Genomic DNA, 20,463 nt, shown 5'->3' with positions numbered 1-20,463 from the left:
TTGTCTGGGCTTGGCGCGCAAAATTGCTGCCACCGGAGCGCGCGAATGACCGTCGCTAACCTTCTTTCATCCGGCGTTCGACAGCTTCATCATCAGAAGACCGGAGAGTATCATGGCGCCGGCGAGAATGCGCATTGGGGCAGCTGGCTCGTTCAAGACCAGGACGCCAAGCAGGAACGACCCGACGGCTCCAATGCCAGTCCAGACAGTGTAGGCCGTGCCAAGCGGAAGAACGCGCATCGAGAATGAAAGCAGCACACCACTTGCAATCATTGCGACGACCGTGATTGCCGACGGAACAAGCAGTGTGAAGCCTTCGGACTTTTTCATATAGAAGGCCCAGACCACTTCGAGCAGCCCGGCGATGAGCAGAATAATCCAATGCATAGTGTGTTTTCCTTGAGAACGTCGCTGACATAGCGGGAAGATCCCGACGAGAGGGCTTCCCGCTGCACCTGGCGTCGGAACTCGCGTCTTCAGGACCGGTCGAAGGTCTCGTCGAGAGCGTTATTGATATCGGCGATGAGATCCTCGGGATCCTCCAGGCCGATGGAAAGACGCAGATGTCCATATTTCTGGAAATTCAGCGGATAGCGTTCGGCGCCTCCGCGGCCGCTTCCCCCGACGTGCACGATCAGGGTCTCGTCGTGGCCGAGCGAGACCGCCGAGGTGATCACCTTCAGATTGGAAACGAAGCGGTTTTGGGCGTCCGGGTCCCCCTCGACCGCGAAGGCCATGACGCCGCCATAACCCTTGCCTGCAAATTGAGCCTTTGCCAGTTGGTGCTGGTCGTGGCTTTCGAGCCCGGGATAAGTGACGTAGGCAACCCGCTCGTCGCCAGCAAGGGAATTCGCAACGACCTGTGCGGTGGCGAACTGCTGTTTGAGGCGCAATGGAAGCGTGACCGAGCCGCGGGTAATCAGCCAGGCATTGAAGGGGGAGATTGTTCCGCCGAGATCGACAAGGGCGTCCGCCTTGACATGATGGATGAGTTCCTTGGAACCGACCACCACACCGCCCATCGCATCACCATGGCCATTGATGTACTTGGTCAGGGAGTGGATGACGAGATCGGCGCCGAGCGCCAGCGGCCGGAAAAATGGGGGAGGCGTAAAGGTGGAGTCGACCGACAGAAGCGCGCCAGCCTTCCTGGCTATGGAGACCAGTGTCGCGATGTCGGCAACCTTCGTCGTCGGATTGGCGATCGTTTCCGTATGGATAAGCTTCGTGTTGGGCCGGACGGCAGCTCTGACTGCCTCCATGTCGCCCATATCGACGAAGGTTGCCTCAATCTTGTAGCGCTGAGGCAAGAGCTCGGCGAAGAGCCGCCAGACGGCTTCATACGTGACATCGCCGACGATCACATGATCGCCGCTTTTCAGGAAGGTGAAGAACACGGCGTGGAGGGCAGCTACACCGGTTGCGAAGACGGCTGCGTCCTCTCCACCTTCCATGGCCGCCAGCTTGCGCTGCAGGCAGATCTGGTTATGACCGGAATTGCGTGTATAGGAAGGCGCCTCCGTGTCCGACCAGTCCATGGTCGAGGGGTCGTAGGGCAGAAGATAGGAATTGGCCATGACGATCGGTGTGCGGATCGCGCCGGAGGTCTTGTCGATCTCGTTGCCGCCATGCACCGAAAGCGTGTTGAAGGAGAGCGTCGAAAGCTCGTGTTTGTCTGGTCTGGACATGTCGTGGGTCTCTGGTTGTTCGGGGTTTAGGGGCCGCGCTAGCGGCGCGTCGGCACAGCATTTTCGAGCTTCTGGAAGGCCTGGGTGATGAGAAAGGTCAGACCGACATAGAAGAGGGTGACGAGGAGCAGCGGTTCATAGACGAGCAGCGTGTCCTGGCGGATCTTGTAGGCGGCGCCATAGAGGTCCATGACCGTCACCGAAAACACGATCGGTGTGGCCTTGAGCTGAAGGACCACTTCTCCGGCAAAGGTGGGCAAGCCGATGCGGATTGCACGGGGAAGCCAGATCCGGCGCAGGATCATGGCGGGCGACATGCCAACGGCGCGAGCAGCCTCTAGTTCACCCTTCGGAACCGCCAACATGGCGCCTCTGAGGATCTCACCTTGATAGGCTGCAAAATTCAGCGTCAAAGCAAAGGCGGCGAAGAACAGGCCTTCTCGCAATATCGGCCACAGGAAACTTGTTCTCAGTCCCGGTACGTAAGGCAGATACGTGCCCAGGCCGTAGTAAATGAGCCAGAGCTGAATCAGAAGCGGTGTGCCGCGGAAGAACGTGCAGTATCCCTTCGCAACCCAGCGTGCGCCGGGGCTCTTGCCCACCTGGGCAATCGCAAGGAAGATCGCCAGGCCAAAGCCGCAGGTCACCGAGATCACAAGCAGCAGGCAGGTGAGGAAAGCACCTTGCAGAATGAGATCGCGGTAGGGGAAAATCCAGCTGAAATCCATGTCCGCTTCCCTTACGCATTCGGTCTTTGTCCGCGACGGAAGTAGGCTTCCAGCGCAGCGAAGAGCATGTTCGAGACTATGGTGATGACGAGGTAGAGCACCGCAGCAGCTAGAAAGAACACCATGTATTCCTTGGTGTTGCTTGCTGCGACGCGCGCGGCAAGCGCCAGTTCCTGGTAACCAACGACGGCGATCAATGCACTGTCCTTGATGACCGACATCCAGAGATTGGCAAAGCCCGGCAGCGCGTTCGGGATGAGGCCTGGCAAGACGATCCTGCGGAAGCGCAACGCCGGACGCATTCCGAACGCTTTCGCGGCTTCCAGTTGCCCGACAGGGATTGCAAGGATTGCGCCGCGCAGCACCTCTGTCATGTAGGCACCCTGCACAAAGCCAAGGACCGCAATAGCCGCGACAAGACCGTTGATTTCGATAGGTCCCAGTCCCGCCCAGGCAAGGATACGGTTCACGCCGTCTGTTCCGGCGTAATAGAGGGCAACGATCAGTATCAGCTCGGGTACGGCACGAATGATCGTGGTATAGGCATTAAGCAGGAGTTGGAGCGGCCGAAACCCACTCAGTTTTCCGAGCGCGCCGAACAGTCCGATTAGCATCCCGACCAGATATGCTCCGGACGAGATCAGGACAGTGGCCAGGGCACCCGCAAGGAGCACGCCTCCCCAGCCGGGAGGCGCGATGGACAGAAGATCCAGCGCTGAATGTGTGGGGTTCATGGGAAGCCTTCCAGTCAAGGCAGGGATCGCCGCACAGCTGTGTGGCGATCCGCAACCGCCTTGGTCTCAATAGGGGTCGTAGTCGAAGTACTTCTTGCTGAATTCGGCATACTTGCCGCTGTCCCTGACGGCCTTGATGGCGGCGTTCAGTCTTTCGCGCAGCGCGTCGTCGCCCTTGCGCACACCACCGCCGACCCCCGCGCCGAGGATGGTGTCGTCCGGCTCGACATTGCCCTTATACTCGCAGCACTCTTCTCCGAGGTCTGTTTTCAGGAATTCCTTGAGCGGGCCGGTGTCGGCAAAGACGTAGTCGATGCGTCCGGAGGCAAGGTCCTGGAAGGACTCATCGACCGTCGCATAGCTCTTCTCGCTCGCGACGTCGGCGAAGTGTTTCTTGAAATAGGCGGATTGGGTGGTCGAGACGGCAATGCCCACCGTCTTGTCCTTCAGCTCCTTGGCCGCAACCCCCATGGCGCCGTCCTTCGGGCCGATCATCCCCGCCAGCGCTGAATAGTACTTGTCGGTGAAGTCGATCCGCTTCTTGCGCTCGTCGGTGATCGACATGGAGGACCAGATCACGTCGATCTTCTTGCTTTCCAGCGCCGGAATGAGGCCATCCCAGGCAACGTCGACGATCGCGCATTTTTCCTTCAGCTCCTCACAGACGGCGTCCATCAGGTCGATCTCCCAGCCGATCGCCTTGCCGGAGGCGTCCTTGGTCGTGTAAGGCGGATAGGCCTCGTTGACGATGCCAAAGCGGATGTCGGCGTGCGCATTTGCCGCCATCATGATCATGCCGATGGCCAGAGCTTTTCCCAGATGCTTCATTTGCATTCCCCTTTTTGCTGTTGAAAAGATTGATTGGTCAGTGCGAACCGGCTGCAACGAATTCTTTGCAGCGAGCGCTCGTGGGCGCGCCGAAGACCTGTGCGGGGGAACCTTCCTCCTCAACCTGGCCTTGGTGCAGAAACATGACGCGTGTCGAGACATCCCGAGCGAACTTCATCTCGTGGGTAACCATGATCATGGTGCGGCCCTCCTCGGCGAGGCCGCGGATGACCTTCAGCACCTCCCCGACAAGCTCGGGATCAAGAGCCGATGTCGGCTCATCAAACAGCATGACAGCGGGATCAACGCAGAGTGCACGAGCGATGGACGCGCGCTGCTGTTGTCCGCCTGACAGGAAGGCGGGGTAGGCGTCCTTTTTGTCGTAAAGACCGACCTTGGCCAGCAGTGCTTCGGCCTTCTCGATGGCTATGGCCCGCTCGACCCCGAGCACATGTACCGGCGCTTCGATGACGTTCTGAAGGATGGTCATGTGCTGCCAGAGGTTGAAGCTCTGGAAGACCATGCCCAGGCCGGTTCTCAGCCTTTCGATTTGGCGCCAGTTGGCGGGTTGCGATTTTCCGCCGCGCCCACTTCGCAACGCGACTTCTTCGCCATTGATGCGGAGGGAACCACAATCCGGAATCTCAAGGAAGTTGATGCAGCGCAGGAAGGTGCTTTTGCCCGAACCTGACGATCCAATAATCGAGACGACATCGCCCTTCTCGGCCGACAGGGAAATGCCCTTCAGGACCTTGTGGGCTCCATAGCTCTTGTGAACATCACTCACGACCAGAGCGGGCGGGTGTTTCTCAGTGCGCATTGTTCCTCCTTTACGATGCGACGAGTGCCCGCTCCTCCGGGCAAAGCTTCGCCGCCGCCGCGACGCCGCGACGCAATTTTTCTTCCGTGTGGCGAGTGACGCCGGTTGTCAGCTGCTTTCCACCCCCAGCCAGCGGCCACCGGTCAATATCTTGACTTTCGCCACTTGCTCCGTAGGCGCCAGCTATGTTGGGAGAAGGTTCTGCCTATAGACGTCGCACCCCGGCGCCAGTTGCCGAAGACCACTGACCAGCATGTCGGCGGCCGCCTCAAGTGCCTCCTCTGGCATCGTTTCGAGGCTCTCCAGGATGAACCACATTCGACCACCGATTGAATCCAGGCGCGTGCGCGTTCCCTGTCGCCAATTCCACCGGCGGCATGTCACGCCGATATCGTCGCGCCAGATCACCTCACCAACGGACGGATGTTCGACGATTGCCTCGCCATTCGCGACCGTGTCGAACGCTTCCGTACCGTCGGCAATCGCCAGCCGCGGCTTGCCGACATAGGCATCAAAATTCTCGCCCCCGACGGGCACGGCAAAACGCAGGCTGACGGCATTGTAGAGGTCGACCAACGGATTAATGGTGGGTAGGCGACCGTCCTTTTCAACCCGCTTCTTCAGCGCCTGTGCAGAGCACGGCGTCCGGTTGGGTTTGGCCCCGAAACGGCTATAGACGTCCGCCCAACTGGCAAGATGGGCGTCGCCCCATTGTGGTCCACCGGCGCGGACGAAATCACAGGCTTCCCCAAGCACGTCGCGCGCCATTGGCCCGCGGGTCGGATCGCTGGCATCAACCAAGATGCTGATCGCACGGAAATCCGGCGCTATTTCTGCGACAGACCTGTCGATGAGCGGAAAATCCAACATGCCCTCTAGCTCCCATTGACCAATTTAGTCTATAATACCGACCATGGAAAAGAAAGTCAATATATCGACCGACACGGTCGCCGATGTCGAGCGCGTCAGCGCAACCGTCTCCCAGAACCTGAAAACCTTCAGGCGCCAGAGCGGCCTGACGCTGGACGAACTGTCCCGGAAGTCCGGCGTGAGCAAGGGCATGCTGGTCGAGATCGAGAAGGGAACAGCCAATCCGAGCATCGCCACACTGTGCCGGGCCGCTACCGCCTTGGGCGTGTCGGTTGCGGATTTCGTCGGGGTGGCGTCGAGTGTTCCTGTTCGCATAGTCCCGGCACAGGACGCATCGACCCTGTGGCACGGTCCGAAGGGCGGAAGCGCAACACTTCTCGTTGGAACCAACGGGCCGGACGAGATCGAGCTGTGGCGCTGGACGCTTTTCCCGGGCGAGATATTTGAATCTCCCGGCCATTCGCCCGGCACACTCGAGCTCATTAACGTCGAAACGGGTGAGCTCACCCTGAAGTTTGCAGACAGCGAGCACTTGGTTCACGCGGGTTCATCCGTTCTGGCGCGAACCGAAGACAAGCACGCCTACATGAATTGTGGAAACGATGAACTACGGTTCGTAATGGCTGTGGCGGAACTGCAGCGACCTCGGGTGAGGACGGGTCTTTAGCGATCGACGATCGGGGCGCAGATGAGCAGCAAGATAACGACAAATCAGCCAGTTTCGGCCAAGGCCTCGCCTGACGTCAATGATCTCGGCTTTTCGACCCGCTCCATACATGAGCCGTTCCCGTCTACTGCGATTGCCTCCCTTCGGAGTAGACCATCGGCTTCTGTCTGCGGTCGGACCACCCTTGTCCAGCCAGGCGGGGCGGACGGGGATCGGTCGGCGACATGGCTGCTCGAGCACAAGCTTGCCCGTCTTGAAGGGGCGGAGGCCGGTCTTGTCCTCTCCTCAGGTCTGGTTGCCTTTCGCACGCTTGCCCGGTCATTTCTTGCTGCCGGAGACGAGATTATTGTTCACAGGCCGGTCTGCACCGACACAGCGTACCTAATGCTGGAGATTGTTTCGGCGGTCGGCGCAAGGCTTGTCGCGGTGGATCTTTCGGAGCCGGACGTGATCGGCCGTTCGATAACCGAACGGACAAGATTGGTGTATTTCGATACGCCCACCAATCCTTTGAACAGCGTTCTGGATGTCTCGGCCATTTCTGAACACGCTCACGCGTTCGGCCTCAAGGTGGCAGTTGATAGCACATTTGCAACGCCGGCCCTTCAAAGGCCGCTTGAACATGGGGCGGACATCGTGCTGCACTCGCTGTCGAAATACATGAACGGGCACGGTGATACGGTCGGCGGCGCATTACTTGGGACGGCGGCGGATATTCGAAAATTGCGCCACGAAAGCCTGCGCGAGCGCCATGACACCACCATCTCGCCGCAAGCTGCGTTCCTGATCCTGCGCGGGCTCAGTACTCTGGCGCTCAGAATGAATCAGCATTGCAACACCGCGCACGTCCTTGCTCTGACACTGGAGGCCCATCCCTCGGTTGCCTGGGTGAGATATCCTTTCCTCACGTCACATCCCGATCATGAAATTGCGCGCCGTCAGATGTCGGGCGGCTCCGGGATGCTCGCCTTTGCGCTTGAGACAGGCCCGGAGGGCGCCACGGCAATGATCAAGAGACTGAGCCTGATCAAGTCAGGCGGAGATCTGGCGGAGGTTGGTAGTTTCATTTGTGGCTCAGCTCGGCTCACCGGTGCCCGTCATCTGTCCCTTGTCGGCAGCCAGTTCTGCGTCAACCTCGGCGAGGACGCAATTCGATGCTCGGTCGGTCTCGAGGACGCCGAAGATCTCGTTGAAGATCTTCTGACGGCGCTCGAATTTGCATAACCTGGTTCCGACCAGCCGGACCTCAGGCTCAATATCGCATTCGGCGGCTTAAGCCTTTCGCGACTAAAGCGCTCCTTGCTAGGCGGGGCCTTGTTCTTTCAACAGCCGATAGAGTTGCGCCCGGCTGATGCCGAGCATCTCGGCTGCACGTTGCTTGTTGCCTCCGGCCTGCTGGAGGGCGGCGCGCAGGGCTGCATGGGCTTCGGATTTCATGCGACTCTTCAAGTCGCTCTTCGCATTCGCAGAGGGTGACGGGCGACGACTATCGAGCGATGCAGTGGATAGATGCCCCGTCACGATCATGCGCGTGAGGGCATTCTCCAGTTCCCGGACGTTACCCGGCCACGTATGAGCGACAAGCCGCTCATGATCCTCAGCTGTCAATACTGGCGCCGGGACGGACAGCCGCGTGGCGATGCGTGCAAGGAGGTGTTCGGCAAGATGAGCCAGATCGCCCCTTTCTCTCAGGACCGGGACCTCGATCGGCAGAACGTTGAGCCGGTGATAGAGGTCCTCGCGAAAACGCCCTGTCTGCACCAGTTCGACGAGTGGCTTGTTGGTAGCGCAGATGATGCGAAGATCGATGCCGACCGGGTTGGTGCCGCCGACGCGGACGATCTCGCCGGTCTGGAGCACGCGCAGAAGACTGCCCTGCAGGGCCAGCGGCATGTCGCCAATCTCGTCAAGGAAGAGCACGCCGCCAGTCGCCAGTTCGAACTTGCCAGGTTTACCTTGGCTGCGCGCACCCGTGAAAGCCCCGCCCTCATAGCCGAAAAGCTCTGCTTCGATAAGTTCGCTGGGAATGGATGCGCAGTTGACCCACACGAATGGCCCGGTAGAGCGGTCCGACAAGGAATGGATTGCCTGCGCGGCCAGTTCCTTGCCGGTGCCTGTCTCACCGCAGATGAGAACCGGCAGATCATACGCGGCCGCCAGTTTAAGTGCGTCGCGATGCGCTTCCATCAACGGATCAGTCCCGATGACATCGTCGAGACCGAACTTCGACTGCCAAGCTTTCGGCTTCGAAGGAATGGCGAGTTCCGCCTTCGAAATCCGGCCGTAGGTTTTTTTCAGGGCATCGTAGTCGGAGAACAGCGCCAGACCCACGGCGCCGATGATCCTTCCGTCCTTGTGCACAGGGACCTGCTTCGTCACCAGCTTATGGCCGCGCACTTCGAGCGGATAACCAATATGAGTGCCAATACCCCGCGCGACGAAATGAAGTCTAGTTTGCGGCCCCACCACATCGGTGATGTGCCGCCCGAGAAATTCCTCGGCCTCACCGCCAAGGAGGCGGCAATAGGGGTCGTTGATCAGGACGATCGTTCCTTCCGTGTCGACGGCGACAAGGCAATCGGAAACGTGATCGAGGACAAGCCGGAGGAATCCGGCTTCCTCGGAAGAACCTGCTAGCCATTCGGGAAGGGTCATATCAGCTGCCTGACTACTACTGAGATATCGCAAATCGCATGTTAGCGGGTTTTGTCTCAGATGCGAGAATTTTTGTGCCGCAAACGAGACAAAGAGATGGAGCTCACCTGGTCAGCAAGACAGTGGGAATCCACCTTCCATTCCCAATAATCGTTTGTCTTGAGGGTGTTAGATTGAGCAAGACTGGCATACGTGGAACTGGCCCATGGCTTGCGATGCTCCTTGGCGTAAAAACCGAAAGGGGAGCAGATATCATGCATACAGAAACAATAGAGATAGGCGATACGATCGTCCGGGTGTCGGGCGCGGGCCAACCGCTCGTCTTCGTGCACGGATTTACGACGACCGCGGAATTCTGGCGCGGGCAGGTCGAGGCCTTCTCATCCCGCTACAAAGTCATCCGTATCAACCTGCCGGGGCACGGCGTGTCGCCAAGACCTGCCGGTCGCAGCTATACCATCGACGCCTTCGCAAACGACGTGCTCCAAGTCTTCAGCAAGCTCGACATCCGCCAGGCCGTCCTTGTCGGCCTCTCGATGGGCGGAACCATCGCACAGAGCTTTACGCTGGCGCATCCGGAGCGCGTACAGGCGTTGGTGCTCGTCGGAGCGACGCCGCATGGACTTGGAGAGGACGTCAATGTCGATAATGTTCTGAAGGCGATTGACGACCTCGGCGTTGTCCAGGCCAGCCAGAACGTCATTGATCGGTCGTTCGGCAGCGCGGCCAGTCAGGAACTCCTGAACTTTGCCAGGCAGGAGGTCGCACAGACCCCCGATTTCGTGGCGCGCGAAGCGATCGCGTCACTAAATGCATCCGACAGTCGTTCGCGTCTTGGCGACATCAGGGTCCCGACCCTGGTGGTCGTCGGAAACGAGGATATCATCACGCCGCCGGCGGAGTCGGTGATCCTGGCTGAGGGCATACCGGACAGCAGGCTGGAGGTGGTCGAGAATGCGGGACACTTCCCGATGCTCGAGCAGCCTCACAAATTCAATGAAATGCTGGCAGCATTTCTGCGGGCCTGTGAAGATCCGGTTTCTCAGACGAGCGGCCAAGGCCTCTCGCAACATGCCATCTAGGGGAGGGCTCGAAATGTCTGTTCATGAACTTTCGTCTGGAACCGTAGCAAAGGCCGAGGGCCTCGACCGGAACACAAAACGCACGGTCTTCGCTGCTGCGCTCGGGACCGTTTTCGAGTGGTACGACTTCTTCATCTATGGGTCGCTTGCCGCATTCTTCAGTACGCTGTTCTTCCCCAAGGGTAACGAGACCGCGGCACTTCTTGCGGCACTTGCGACCTTTGGCGCCGGCTTTGTCCTTCGGCCCTTCGGCGCGGTCGTCTTTGGACGGCTAGGCGACCTCGTCGGCCGGAAAAAGACCTTCCTCGTCACCATGCTGGTCATGGGCCTTGCAACGGCTGCAATTGGTCTCTTGCCGACCTACGAATCGATTGGCTGGGCTGCCCCTGCATTGCTGGTGGCCTTGCGTCTTCTCCAGGGATTGGCTGTGGGTGGCGAGTTCGGCGGCGCCGTGACCTATGTTGCCGAGCACGCCGATCACAATCAACGTGGTTTAACGACCAGCTGGATCCAGATCACGGCGACGCTCGGTCTCTTCCTGTCGTTGCTCGTGATTGTGCTGTGCCGCAGCTCGATGTCGCCCGAAGCCTTTGCAAGCTGGGGCTGGCGCTTGCCTTTCGTCGGCTCGATCGTGCTTCTGGTTCTTTCGCTCTACATCCGACTGAAGTTGCATGAGTCGCCTGTGTTCCAAGAGATGAAGGCACAGGGTAAGGGCTCGAAGAATCCGATCGCCGAGACCCTCGGTGATAGCCGGAATCTTCGGCTGATTATGGTTGCGATCTTTGGTGTCGTCGCAGGCCAGGCTGTGATCTGGTACACGGGCCATTTCTACAGCCTCTACTTCATGACGACGACGCTGAAGATGACGCATGATCAGGCCAACTTTTACCTCCTGATCGCGCTGACGCTCGGTACGCCCTTTTTCCTGTTCTTCGGCTGGCTTTCCGATCAAATCGGACGCAAATGGATTGTCGTGACAGGTTGCGCACTGTCGGCGTTCCTGATCATGCCACTCTTCCAGGCGCTGGGGACCTACGGCAACCCCACCCTTGCCGAGTTCCGTGCAAAGACGTCGGTCACGCTCGTTGGAAACGACTGCGACCACGATCAGTCATTCATCGGGCAATTGTTCAGTCCCCAGGCGACGACTGATTGCCAGAAGGCGAAGGCGCTTCTGACAGCCCGGGCGGTCCCCTACACGGTCAAGACCGACGCAGAACCCCTGCGGGTTCAAGTCAACGGCGGCGAGGCGAAGCCGTATAACGAAGCCGAACTGCTCGCGGCTTTGACTGCAACTGGCTTGCCTGATCCGAAAGCACCCGTTCAACCGAACGGACCCGCAGTGATCGGCATCTTGTTCTGCCTCGTGTTCCTGGCCACGATGGTGTACGGCCCTCTCGGAGCGCTTCTTGTGGAGCTCTTCCCTGTCCGTATCCGCTATAGTGGTGTTTCCGTCGCCTTGCAGCTCGGGAACGGCTGGATCGGGGGATTCGCTCCCTTTGTCGCGACGGCGGTGGTGATCGCCACCGGCAACATCTTCGGTGGACTTTGGTACACCGTCGCGTTTGCCGGACTGACGGCCGTGATCGGTGCGCTTCTCCTGCCTGAAACGCGAGGCCGCGATCTGAACAGCTGACGCGGCGAAGTGGTTCACTCGGCAAGTCGACTGTCAAGTCGCCTGGTTTCCTGAGCCGCCAACAGATCGACGTAGACGAAGTCCGGGCAACTCGCCCGGACTTCTCTTAGGGGTCCGCGGAACGCCCCGTCAAAAGAGTCTGATCAACTCACAAATTAGGCGGACCACGAGTTGAGCTCTGGCCGGTGCAGCCGCGGGCCCTGAAATGCTTGAATATCTGCGAGGACATCCTGCGGCGGTCTCGTGCAGCGACCACAAAAAGCAAGCTGCAGGGGGCTCCTGAGATTCACCCTCCAATGAAGTGCCTGATGCTTCAGGAAAATCGCTAATTTATGAGGAGGAGTTCATGTCAGCCAAAACCTATCCGGTGCTGAAATCGGCAAAAGTTCGTGCCCTGATCGATGACGAGAAGTACCAGAAGTGGTATCAGGAGAGCATCGAGGATCCCGAGAAGTTCTGGGGCAAGCACGGCAAGCGGATCGACTGGTTCAAGCCCTATACGAAGGTCAAGAACACGTCCTTCAAGGGCAAGGTCCCGATCAAGTGGTTCGAGGACGGCCTGACCAACGTCTCCTACAACTGCATCGATCGTCACCTGAAGACGCATGGCGAACGCACCGCCATCATCTGGGAAGGCGACAACCCCTATATCGACAAGAAGATCACCTATAACGAGCTCTACGAGCACGTTTGCCGCATGGCGAACGTCCTCAAGAAGCACGGCGTGAAGAAGGGTGACCGCGTCACCATCTACATGCCAATGATCCCGGAAGCGGCTTATGCCATGCTCGCCTGCGCCCGCATCGGCGCGGTGCATTCGGTGGTCTTCGGCGGCTTCTCGCCAGAAGCCCTCGCAGGTCGCATCGTCGACTGTGAATCGACCTTCGTCATTACCTGCGACGAAGGTGTTCGTGGCGGCAAACCGGTTCCGCTCAAGGAAAACACCGATATCGCGATCGAAATCGCCGCCAAGCAGTATGTGATCGTCAACAAGGTCCTGGTCGTGCGCCGCACCGGCGGCAAGATCGGCTGGGCACCGGGCCGCGATATCTGGCACCATCAGGAAGTGCACACGGTCAAGGCCGAATGCCCGCCGGTGAAGATGAAGGCGGAAGATCCGCTGTTTATCCTCTACACCTCGGGTTCGACAGGCAAGCCGAAGGGCGTCATGCACACGACCGGCGGCTATCTCGTCTATGCCTCAATGACGCACGAATATGTCTTCGACTATCACGATGGTGACATCTACTGGTGCACGGCCGATGTGGGCTGGGTGACCGGTCACTCCTACATCGTCTACGGGCCGCTTTCGAACTGCGCCACGACGCTGATGTTCGAGGGTATCCCGACCTTCCCGGATCAGGGCCGCTTCTGGGAGGTGATCGAGAAGCACAAGGTCAACATCTTCTACACCGCACCGACCGCGATCCGCTCGCTGATGGGTGCCGGCGACGAGTTCGTGAAGCGCTCGGACCGTTCGTCGCTCCGCCTTCTCGGCTCCGTGGGCGAACCGATCAATCCGGAAGCCTGGGAGTGGTATTACAACGTCGTCGGCGAGCAGAAGTCGCCCGTCGTCGATACCTGGTGGCAGACGGAAACCGGCGGCATCATGATCACGCCGCTGCCGGGTGCGACCGCGCTGAAACCCGGTTCGGCCACGCGACCTTTCTTCGGGGTCAAGCCGGAGCTGGTGGACAATGAGGGTCAAGTGCTGGAAGGCGCGACCGACGGAAACCTCTGCATCACCGACAGCTGGCCGGGCCAGGCCCGCTCCGTCTATGGCGATCACGATCGCTTCGTGCAGACCTACTTCTCCACCTACAAGGGCAAGTATTTCACGGGTGACGGCTGCCGCCGCGACGAAGACGGCTACTACTGGATCACGGGTCGCGTGGACGACGTCCTGAACGTCTCCGGTCACCGCCTGGGCACGGCCGAAGTCGAATCGGCGCTGGTCTCGCACCACCTCGTCTCCGAAGCGGCCGTCGTGGGTTACCCGCACAACATCAAGGGCCAGGGCATCTATTGCTACGTCACCTTGATGTCGGGCCACGAAGGCAATGACGCGCTGCGGGCGGACCTGGTGAAGCATGTCCGTACGGAAATCGGCCCGATCGCCACACCGGACAAGATCCAGTTCGCGCCCGGTCTGCCGAAGACCCGTTCCGGCAAGATCATGCGCCGTATCCTGCGCAAGATCGCCGAGGATGATTTCGGCGCGCTCGGTGATACCTCGACGCTCGCAGATCCGGCTGTCGTGGATGACCTGATCGCGAACCGACAGAACAAGGTGGCACAGTGAACCCAACGTCACTGGTACGTAAGGGAGAAGGGTAGTCACTATTGGCTCTTTTCATCCGACAACTTCCAAGACGCATTTGCACCTCCTATGGCTTTGCAGAACAATGCCTCGCAATTTGAGCGCTGTGTTGCCCCGGTGGGGGTCCACTGCCTCCGGCGGCACGAAGCCGTCGAAGGCAGTGAAGTTTCATTTGCGGTAAAAGCAGTTCATTCACCGAACGCGCTCGCGCGTTACGCAGCCTCAGAAAGAAGAGTGTCACGATTGCTGGCTTCGGTTTTGAAGTTGGCAATCAAGCTGAGCAGGCCTTCGGTATCAGTTGCCAAAGCCGCTGCAATTTCGGTCGATGCCTGCGCCATGGCAGCATTTTTCTGGGTTGCCACGTCAAGTTCATTGATCGAGCTTGCCACGCTGGAGAGTGTCGTGTCCTGTTCTTTGGCGCTACGGGCGATACTTGCTACGAATTCATCGGCTTCTTCTATCTGTCTCGATATGCGCTGGAGCGCCTGACCGGCATTGCCAACATGGCTCACACCTTCGGTGACCTGAAGCGTCGACTTGGAGATTTGATCCTTGATCTCTTTCGCAGCAGAGGCTGAACGCTGTGCCAGCTCGCGCACTTCCTGGGCAACAACTGCGAAGCCCTTACCGCTCTCACCTGCTCGAGCGGCTTCGACGCCAGCGTTTAGTGCAAGGAGGTTGGTCTGGAACGCAATCTCATCGATGACACTGATGATATTGGAGATCTCTCTCGCAGAATGTTCGATTCCAGCCATCGCGCTGATTGCTTTCACGACAATTGCTTCGCTTTGGGTAGCTTCCTGGCTGATGGCGCTAACCTTGGCTGCTGCGCTATGCGCTCCCTGCGCTGTTTCCCGGACGGTAACCGCCAGTTCATCAATCGCAGCTGAAGCCTCTTCGAGGTTCGCTGCCTGAAGCTCGCTTCGGCGTGCAAGATCGGCTGACGCGCGATAAATTTCATCCTTGCTCATCGAAATGACCTGGCCTTTCTGGTTGACGACAGCCAAGGCCAGTTCGAGTTTCTCTATCGCAGTGTTGAAGTTCAAGCGCAGGGCAGCATATTTCTCGCCTAGATCAGCGCATCTGACGGTAAGGTCGCCGCGGGATAATGCTTCCAGTGCCCCACTGATCGTGGAAACAACATGCGCTTGGACCGATCGCTCAGCCTCTTCGAGCTGCAATCGCTGCTCCCGTTCGGCTTCTAGGGCGAGTTTGTTCTCGGCATCGCGACGCTCCAACTCCAGCCGCCTTCTCACTCTGTCTTGAAGGGTCTTGATCGAAGTGGCCATCATGCCGATTTCACTTGGCTGATCAGTGTAGGGAATTTGATAGGAGATGTCCTGTGCGGCTATTGCACCGAGCGCCTTGCGGATCTCCGAAAATGGCACCGTGATGCTTCTCAGCAAAGCAACTGCAATAGCCACGCTGACAGCAAGTACTGATAGGCCAATAATCGCAGCATTCTTGTAAATCTGGTAGTTCTTGCCGTCGATATCGTCCATATAGGTACCTGTCCCCAGCACGATCTGCCATGGCGCAAAATCCCGCGCATAAGCCGTTTTCACGACTTGTTCCTCGGCAGGACGTCCCGGCTTTGGCCAGTAGTACTGCAATGATCCGCCCCCATTGCGAGCAAGCTCTATCAATGTTTTGACGACGGGGACCCCGTTTTTGTCCTTGGTGCCAATAAAGTTCGTCCCGACGTCCTTTTTGTCCGGCATCAATACGCGCACCCCATTGTAGTCGTACCCGAATATGTAGCCGGTTGGTTCAAAGCGGATCGCTTCAATTGCGTTGGCAGCCGAGGACAGGGCCGCTTCATGACTTAACGCTCCGGATTTCTCGGCTTCGTAGAAGTGATTCATGATCGAATAGGCAATATCCACTTGGCTCTTCAACGCCTCGATCCGCTCACCTGAGACATTGTCCATGGCGGTCTTGACCAGGCCGGCCGCCGTTATGGACAACGCGAATGCCAGGCCACAGATGAACAGAACCAGCTTATTCCGCATTGAAATATTACGCATCCTTCTCTCCGGGTATTGAACGGGTTTTAAGACTCTCGGGGCCTTACGATTATTGTTTGCCGCGCATTCCCTACTTGGATGCGTTGTCAACAGATCGAGCCCGACATGTTGTGGATTTGAGTCGCTAAGTATTAACAGTGTCATAGAGACGAGATCGACGTGCATGGTTCGCGGCGTTATCTGGACAATGTTCGCAATATGGACAGAGATGGCGTGGATTGAGCCAGTGAGCGTTGACCGGTCGCATTTGCATCGTCATTTCAAAGAAATGGCTGTCGCCAGGTCGTATTCTTCGTCGAGCGGAATGAGTGGCGAGCTCCCCCGCCGGCTCGAACCGGCGGAGTTTCACTTGACGCTCCCGTTCGACGACGGTCGCCCGGCCGCAAACTCCAGGATCGGCTTGTGGGGATGCTTCCTCCAGCATCTTGCCTGAATGTTTCAGCGATGATACCGCGCGTCTCAATTGTGGGACATTCTGTGAGGAAACTGGATCCCGGAGAGGCGCTTTCCGACTCGATAAGGCAATTATTTCAAAGTATTAATAAACGGTTTCGAACTGGCCTGAGGATTGCTGACCGATCTTCGACTGATTGATGGTTGGGGGTGGAAGGCTGTGCGTCGCCTACCTCCGCGACTATCTGCTTGGCGGAGGGCGATTGTGCGGCTTATTGAGATTGCTGCTACCGGATGTGGGCAGCCTGGGTTTCATGGTCGGTCCGGTCTAAATCAGGGCACACTCAAGCTGGGAGATCAGGACCACGCGATCGCAGGGCACAGATTCTTGATTGGCCGAACGGGTTCGGCCGGCGAAGACCGTGTTTCAGAAATCATAAATGCTCTGAGTAAGATGTCCGGGCTTTGTATCCTGTGCCTGCCAATAATCGACGCGGATAAAGCAGCCAGCGGCGTCGGATCCGCTATGAAGACTCAAGCCCGCGGTTTCCTTTCAAGTAGCTGGAGCGCCACCAGAGAACGCCTGCTGGTCGACGCGGGCAACCACTTGGTTTTTGCGTTCGAGGCGGCCGCATTAGGGAAAGCCTTGAGTGTGCTCCTCGGGAAGTCTGCACTTTCAGGTTCCGAATTGGATGAGGAAATCGACCTGGACTTGCCGACCGGATCACACTTGGCAGGGCTTGTCGATCTCATCTGGGATTGTATCGACGCCCCGGAAGCACATCGGCTTGGGTGCAAGGCTGTCCACTGCCTCGTCCAGTCCGTTGTTACCGCCCTCTGTTGGGCAATCGTCGCAAGTCCTCTTCGACGAAAGGGGCGATCTGCGTCGCCGGCAATGCCTTGGCACGTAAAGCGCGCTATCGGATATATGCGCGCCAATCTCGGGCACTCCATGACGGTGGCATCCATTGCGCGCGAGGCTGGGATAAGCGTCAGGGCCTTGCAGCTCGCGTTCAGGCGGTTCAAAGGAACTACACCTCTCAGCTATCTCCAAGCGATGCGGCTCGCGGCTGCACGCGAGGAGTTGCTAAACAGCACGTCCCCTCCATCGATTTCTACCGTGGCGCGGAAGGCTGGATTCACGCACATGGGACGGTTCGCTGCAGCCTATAGTGAAGCGTATGGGGAGACTCCGTCGGAGACGTTTGCTTCGTCAGGGCGCATCGTCGCGAGAGGCGATCGACAAGCTCGCGAAAATCGACTTCGGTGAACGCCGGCTCCCCAAGATGTACCGATACCGACGCTTCAAGTCAGATGGCGCGATACTCCAGCGTCCGTCGACGTTCTTTGAGGGACGCCTCCGTGAATCGGGTTTGGGCAGAGCGGCGAACGACGACAAAGCGGGTTGATCTCGCAATCCACCTACTCCCAGAGTTTATCGGCATGCTACAGCGCATTGGCAGTTGGGTAACAGCATCTCCAGCCAACGCCCACATTTTGCTCATATGCTCAATTATTAGCCGTGTATATATTTTGGGCGCAGATTGGCGTATTCTGCATGTGATTTGGCTGAAACTGCATTCATGGACCCATTGTGAGCCGGGCACCTTCGTAATGTAATGATGGCCAATACTGCAATCCAGACAGGCTTACTGACCCCACCATCTGAAGCCATTCTCCGGATCTCACGGGATCGGGCTGGTCGAGTGTTGTTTTGAACTGGAGACAAAAATGAGAAAAATCAACGCGACCATTCTCACCGGCTTTCTGGGCGCGGGCAAAACAACGCTGCTCAACCGTCTTCTGACCGAACGCCCCGATGAGCGTATCGCGGTCGTCATCAATGAGTTTGGTCAGGTCGGTATCGACGGCAAGCTTGTCATCGAAACGACGGAGGACGTCGTCGAACTGAATAACGGCTGCATTTGCTGCACGGTGCGCGACGACCTGATCGGCGCCCTTCGCAATCTTCTTGCGTCAGATCGCGCCTTCGATCGCATCGTCATCGAAACGTCGGGTCTCGCCGATCCGGCGCCCGTCATCCAATCCTTCGTTCTGGACGAGGTCTTGTCGAGCCATGTTCAACTGGACGCGATCGTCACGGTTGTCGATGCCTGTCACGACGATCAGCAGCTCGGTCAGGATGAAGCCGTCGAACAGATCAGCTTTGCCGATCTCATCCTGCTCAACAAAACCGATTTGGTGTCCTTGGATAAGTTGGCCGTGGTGGAGAGACGTATCAGGCAGCTCAATCCGCTGGCTCGGGTCGTTCACACCAAAGACTGTGCTATTCCGATGAGCTCGGTTCTCGACCTTGGTGCCTTCGACCTCAAGAACATCTTGTCGATCGATCCGGCCATCCTCGAAGATCATGAGCATGAACATGACCAGTCCATTTCCTGCGTCGCATTGCAGCGTGCAGAACCATTGGACCCAGCCGCCTTCAATAGCTGGCTGAACCGCCTCGTACAGGCGAGCGGCGCCGATATCCTACGGATGAAGGGGGTGGTGAACTTCGCCGGCGAAGCCCGCCGCTATGTATTCCACGGCGTCCATATGACGCTCGAGGGCCGTCCGGGAAAGCCATGGATGGGCGATCCCCGCCTGAGCGAGATCGTCTTTATCGGCCGCAATCTCGACGAGGCAGAGCTTGGCCGCGGTCTCGAAAGTTGTGTTCCTTGCGCCCTGGCCGTGGCCACATGAGAAGTGCCTCACCACAACAAGGAGAAGCCTCATGCCACCTCTTGTCGCTGCAATGATCAGTCTCGGTGTTCTGGGTGCACTCGACACCTATATCACGGCGACCCTGTTTCCGGTTCCGGTCTGGGTCACCTTTATTGCCTGGGCATCGTTCTTCGCTTGTGGAGGCGGCCAGGCAGGACTGATCAAATCGCTCGCCTCTAACTGGGCGGGTGTCACGATTGCCTCAATCACCCTGTTGATCGTCGAGTTTGGCCCCGCCCATCCCCTGTTCGCAGCCATCCTTGTCGGTGCTGAAACTTCGCTCGTGGTTCTCACCTCCGCAGTGCCAATCTTGAATTTCACGCCTGCTGTCGTGTTTGGCTATGCCTCCCTCGTCGGCACGTCGGCGGCAACCGACACCACCATCGTCACGTCAAGTCTGTCCCATCCAACTCTCGTGACCATGGCCGCCATGCTGATTGGAGCGATCTTTGGTTTCGTCTCGGAGCTTGGCACGCGCCTGCTCGCCGGCTCAAAGGCGATGGCGGCCTGACTCATCGTCTGCTCTAACTAGGATAAGATCATCATGAAGATCCAACATTATCTTGGCGGACTGGAAGGACTCGGTCCGGTCAACACAGAAACAAGGGTCTTCGTTGAACCCTGGGAAACGCGAATCTTCGGGATCCACACGGCGATGATGGCTCTGTCGGCTCAATTGCCGCTTCCCCAAACGCCATCGGCCTTCCATACGATCTGGACCTGGGCCGATCTGCGCAAGGGGGCCGAAAGCCTCAATCCCTTCGACTATTTCAGGTATCGCTATTACGAGAAGTGGCTGGGCGGAATTTCGGGCTACTTTATTCAGCATGGCTACATCACTGAGGAGGAGCTCGACGCTCTGACGGAGGAGTATTACGCCGACCCCTCGAAGCCCCTGCCAAGCGCAGGCGACGCTGCAATCGATGACCGTGTCGTCCAGTATCTGGTCGAAGGCGACAGTCCAGCACGCGACGTGCCGGTGGCGGCTAAGTTCTCCGTCGGCGACGTGGTCCGGATCGCGAATGTCCCGAGCGTCGAGCATACTCGTCTGCCTGGCTTCTTGCGGAATAGGACGGGAGTCGTCGAAACCGTGTATCCCGGCGCTTACACGTATCTCTGCGACACCGGCCCCGACGGTATCGGCGAAGCGATGACCGTCTACTGCGTCCGCTTCGATCCGAACGAACTGTGGCCGGGCAATGCTGAACCGAACTTCAGCCTCTATGCCGACCTTTACGCGCGCTACGTCGCCCCGGCCGATGTTCCGCTATCGGTCAAGGCCGCCTAATCA

General features: G+C 58.4%; 19 protein-coding genes and 1 pseudogene. 9 read left to right on the top strand and 11 right to left on the bottom strand.

Annotated elements, in window-relative coordinates; all coding sequences use genetic code 11:
- Positions 1–66: 66 nt before the first annotated feature.
- The 7 genes from NMA58_RS30595 to NMA58_RS30565 form a co-directional block, all read right to left on the bottom strand.
- On the bottom strand, positions 67–387 hold the full coding sequence (locus NMA58_RS30595; protein ID WP_416068747.1) for a DMT family transporter: 321 nt from the start codon (positions 385–387) through the stop codon (positions 67–69).
- Positions 388–476: 89 nt separating this feature from the next.
- Positions 477–1,688: a trans-sulfuration enzyme family protein gene (locus NMA58_RS30590; RefSeq protein WP_416068748.1), complete on the bottom strand. Its 1,212-nt coding sequence runs from the start codon at positions 1,686–1,688 to the stop codon at positions 477–479.
- A 38-nt stretch (positions 1,689–1,726) separates the two neighbouring features.
- Positions 1,727–2,416, bottom strand: a complete 690-nt coding sequence (locus NMA58_RS30585; RefSeq protein WP_416068749.1) for an ABC transporter permease — start codon at positions 2,414–2,416, stop codon at positions 1,727–1,729.
- A gap of 11 nt (positions 2,417–2,427) precedes the next feature.
- Complete coding sequence (locus NMA58_RS30580) at positions 2,428–3,150, bottom strand: ABC transporter permease (RefSeq protein ID WP_431324616.1); 723 nt, start codon at positions 3,148–3,150, stop codon at positions 2,428–2,430.
- A gap of 66 nt (positions 3,151–3,216) precedes the next feature.
- On the bottom strand, positions 3,217–3,978 hold the full coding sequence (locus tag NMA58_RS30575; protein WP_416068751.1) for a transporter substrate-binding domain-containing protein: 762 nt from the start codon (positions 3,976–3,978) through the stop codon (positions 3,217–3,219).
- Positions 3,979–4,015: 37 nt separating this feature from the next.
- Positions 4,016–4,798, bottom strand: coding sequence for an ABC transporter ATP-binding protein (locus tag NMA58_RS30570; RefSeq protein WP_416068752.1), 783 nt, complete (start codon positions 4,796–4,798; stop codon positions 4,016–4,018).
- Positions 4,799–4,981: 183 nt separating this feature from the next.
- Entirely contained in the window at positions 4,982–5,668 is a 687-nt protein-coding gene (locus NMA58_RS30565; RefSeq protein ID WP_416068753.1) for a B3/B4 domain-containing protein, read from the bottom strand.
- A gap of 43 nt (positions 5,669–5,711) precedes the next feature.
- Here NMA58_RS30565 and NMA58_RS30560 point away from each other — a divergent pair, with 43 nt between their 5' ends.
- Entirely contained in the window at positions 5,712–6,335 is a 624-nt protein-coding gene (locus NMA58_RS30560; RefSeq protein ID WP_077981883.1) for a helix-turn-helix domain-containing protein, read from the top strand.
- On the opposite strand, the gene NMA58_RS30555 is transcribed toward NMA58_RS30560, so the two are convergent.
- Positions 6,276–6,416 (bottom strand): hypothetical protein, encoded by a 141-nt coding sequence (locus tag NMA58_RS30555; protein WP_431324664.1) that lies wholly within the window; start codon positions 6,414–6,416, stop codon positions 6,276–6,278. The two genes, NMA58_RS30560 and NMA58_RS30555, sit on opposite strands and share 60 nt — an antisense overlap.
- Between NMA58_RS30555 and NMA58_RS30550 the strand changes: the two genes are divergently transcribed.
- Positions 6,357–7,559, top strand: a complete 1,203-nt coding sequence (locus NMA58_RS30550) for a trans-sulfuration enzyme family protein (protein WP_431324615.1) — start codon at positions 6,357–6,359, stop codon at positions 7,557–7,559. The genes NMA58_RS30555 and NMA58_RS30550 overlap by 60 nt on opposite strands.
- A 78-nt stretch (positions 7,560–7,637) precedes the next feature.
- Here the strand turns inward: NMA58_RS30550 and NMA58_RS30545 are convergent, their stop codons facing one another.
- Entirely contained in the window at positions 7,638–8,666 is a 1,029-nt protein-coding gene (locus NMA58_RS30545) for a sigma-54 interaction domain-containing protein (RefSeq protein ID WP_434715026.1), read from the bottom strand.
- Between the two features lie 138 nt (positions 8,667–8,804).
- A pseudogene (locus NMA58_RS30540) lies at positions 8,805–8,990 on the bottom strand (PAS domain S-box protein); the annotation flags it as partial.
- Between the two features lie 254 nt (positions 8,991–9,244).
- Here NMA58_RS30540 and NMA58_RS30535 point away from each other — a divergent pair.
- The 3 genes from NMA58_RS30535 (at position 9,245) to acs (ending at position 14,010) form a co-directional block, all read left to right on the top strand.
- Positions 9,245–10,072, top strand: coding sequence for an alpha/beta fold hydrolase (locus NMA58_RS30535; protein WP_416068756.1), 828 nt, complete (start codon positions 9,245–9,247; stop codon positions 10,070–10,072).
- Positions 10,073–10,085: 13 nt separating this feature from the next.
- The gene (locus NMA58_RS30530) at positions 10,086–11,708 is read left to right on the top strand and encodes an MFS transporter (RefSeq protein WP_416068776.1); all 1,623 of its coding nucleotides are present in this window, start codon (positions 10,086–10,088) and stop codon (positions 11,706–11,708) included.
- Between the two features lie 346 nt (positions 11,709–12,054).
- On the top strand, positions 12,055–14,010 hold the full coding sequence (acs, locus tag NMA58_RS30525) for an acetate--CoA ligase (RefSeq protein WP_416068757.1): 1,956 nt from the start codon (positions 12,055–12,057) through the stop codon (positions 14,008–14,010).
- A 230-nt stretch (positions 14,011–14,240) separates the two neighbouring features.
- Here the strand turns inward: acs and NMA58_RS30520 are convergent, their stop codons facing one another.
- Entirely contained in the window at positions 14,241–16,055 is a 1,815-nt protein-coding gene (locus NMA58_RS30520) for a methyl-accepting chemotaxis protein (RefSeq protein ID WP_416068758.1), read from the bottom strand.
- An 847-nt stretch (positions 16,056–16,902) separates the two neighbouring features.
- On the opposite strand from NMA58_RS30520, the gene NMA58_RS30515 reads away from it, so the two are divergent.
- From NMA58_RS30515 to nthB, 4 genes are all read left to right on the top strand, one after another.
- Complete coding sequence (locus tag NMA58_RS30515; protein WP_431324663.1) at positions 16,903–17,718, top strand: helix-turn-helix transcriptional regulator; 816 nt, start codon at positions 16,903–16,905, stop codon at positions 17,716–17,718.
- A 461-nt stretch (positions 17,719–18,179) separates the two neighbouring features.
- Positions 18,180–19,151: a CobW family GTP-binding protein gene (locus NMA58_RS30510; RefSeq protein ID WP_416068759.1), complete on the top strand. Its 972-nt coding sequence runs from the start codon at positions 18,180–18,182 to the stop codon at positions 19,149–19,151.
- A 31-nt stretch (positions 19,152–19,182) separates the two neighbouring features.
- A complete protein-coding gene (locus tag NMA58_RS30505) occupies positions 19,183–19,683 on the top strand; it encodes a DUF1097 domain-containing protein (RefSeq protein ID WP_416068760.1) in 501 nt (166 codons plus the stop codon).
- A gap of 33 nt (positions 19,684–19,716) precedes the next feature.
- Positions 19,717–20,460, top strand: coding sequence for a nitrile hydratase subunit beta (gene nthB, locus NMA58_RS30500; RefSeq protein ID WP_416068761.1), 744 nt, complete (start codon positions 19,717–19,719; stop codon positions 20,458–20,460).
- The last annotated feature ends 3 nt before the right edge of the window (positions 20,461–20,463 follow it).

It is taken from the genome of Rhizobium sp. YTUHZ045, assembly GCF_051124255.1.
Lineage (GTDB): Bacteria > Pseudomonadota > Alphaproteobacteria > Rhizobiales > Rhizobiaceae > Rhizobium.
Note: the sequence above shows the minus strand (reverse complement) of the source record. Positions and strands in the feature narration are given on the sequence as shown.

Coding starts and splice junctions, on each gene's coding strand:
- NMA58_RS30550 (WP_431324615.1), top strand. CDS start 6,357: ATGAGCAGCAAGATAACGACAAATCAGCCAGTTTCGGCCAAGGCCTCG.
- NMA58_RS30530 (WP_416068776.1), top strand. CDS start 10,086: ATGTCTGTTCATGAACTTTCGTCTGGAACCGTAGCAAAGGCCGAGGGC.
- NMA58_RS30570 (WP_416068752.1), bottom strand. CDS start 4,798: ATGCGCACTGAGAAACACCCGCCCGCTCTGGTCGTGAGTGATGTTCAC.
- NMA58_RS30560 (WP_077981883.1), top strand. CDS start 5,712: ATGGAAAAGAAAGTCAATATATCGACCGACACGGTCGCCGATGTCGAG.
- NMA58_RS30590 (WP_416068748.1), bottom strand. CDS start 1,688: ATGTCCAGACCAGACAAACACGAGCTTTCGACGCTCTCCTTCAACACG.
- NMA58_RS30515 (WP_431324663.1), top strand. CDS start 16,903: ATGTCCGGGCTTTGTATCCTGTGCCTGCCAATAATCGACGCGGATAAA.
- NMA58_RS30580 (WP_431324616.1), bottom strand. CDS start 3,150: ATGAACCCCACACATTCAGCGCTGGATCTTCTGTCCATCGCGCCTCCC.
- NMA58_RS30505 (WP_416068760.1), top strand. CDS start 19,183: ATGCCACCTCTTGTCGCTGCAATGATCAGTCTCGGTGTTCTGGGTGCA.
- NMA58_RS30565 (WP_416068753.1), bottom strand. CDS start 5,668: ATGTTGGATTTTCCGCTCATCGACAGGTCTGTCGCAGAAATAGCGCCG.
- NMA58_RS30575 (WP_416068751.1), bottom strand. CDS start 3,978: ATGAAGCATCTGGGAAAAGCTCTGGCCATCGGCATGATCATGATGGCG.
- NMA58_RS30585 (WP_416068749.1), bottom strand. CDS start 2,416: ATGGATTTCAGCTGGATTTTCCCCTACCGCGATCTCATTCTGCAAGGT.
- NMA58_RS30510 (WP_416068759.1), top strand. CDS start 18,180: ATGAGAAAAATCAACGCGACCATTCTCACCGGCTTTCTGGGCGCGGGC.
- acs (WP_416068757.1), top strand. CDS start 12,055: ATGTCAGCCAAAACCTATCCGGTGCTGAAATCGGCAAAAGTTCGTGCC.
- nthB (WP_416068761.1), top strand. CDS start 19,717: ATGAAGATCCAACATTATCTTGGCGGACTGGAAGGACTCGGTCCGGTC.
- NMA58_RS30520 (WP_416068758.1), bottom strand. CDS start 16,055: ATGCGTAATATTTCAATGCGGAATAAGCTGGTTCTGTTCATCTGTGGC.
- NMA58_RS30535 (WP_416068756.1), top strand. CDS start 9,245: ATGCATACAGAAACAATAGAGATAGGCGATACGATCGTCCGGGTGTCG.
- NMA58_RS30595 (WP_416068747.1), bottom strand. CDS start 387: ATGCATTGGATTATTCTGCTCATCGCCGGGCTGCTCGAAGTGGTCTGG.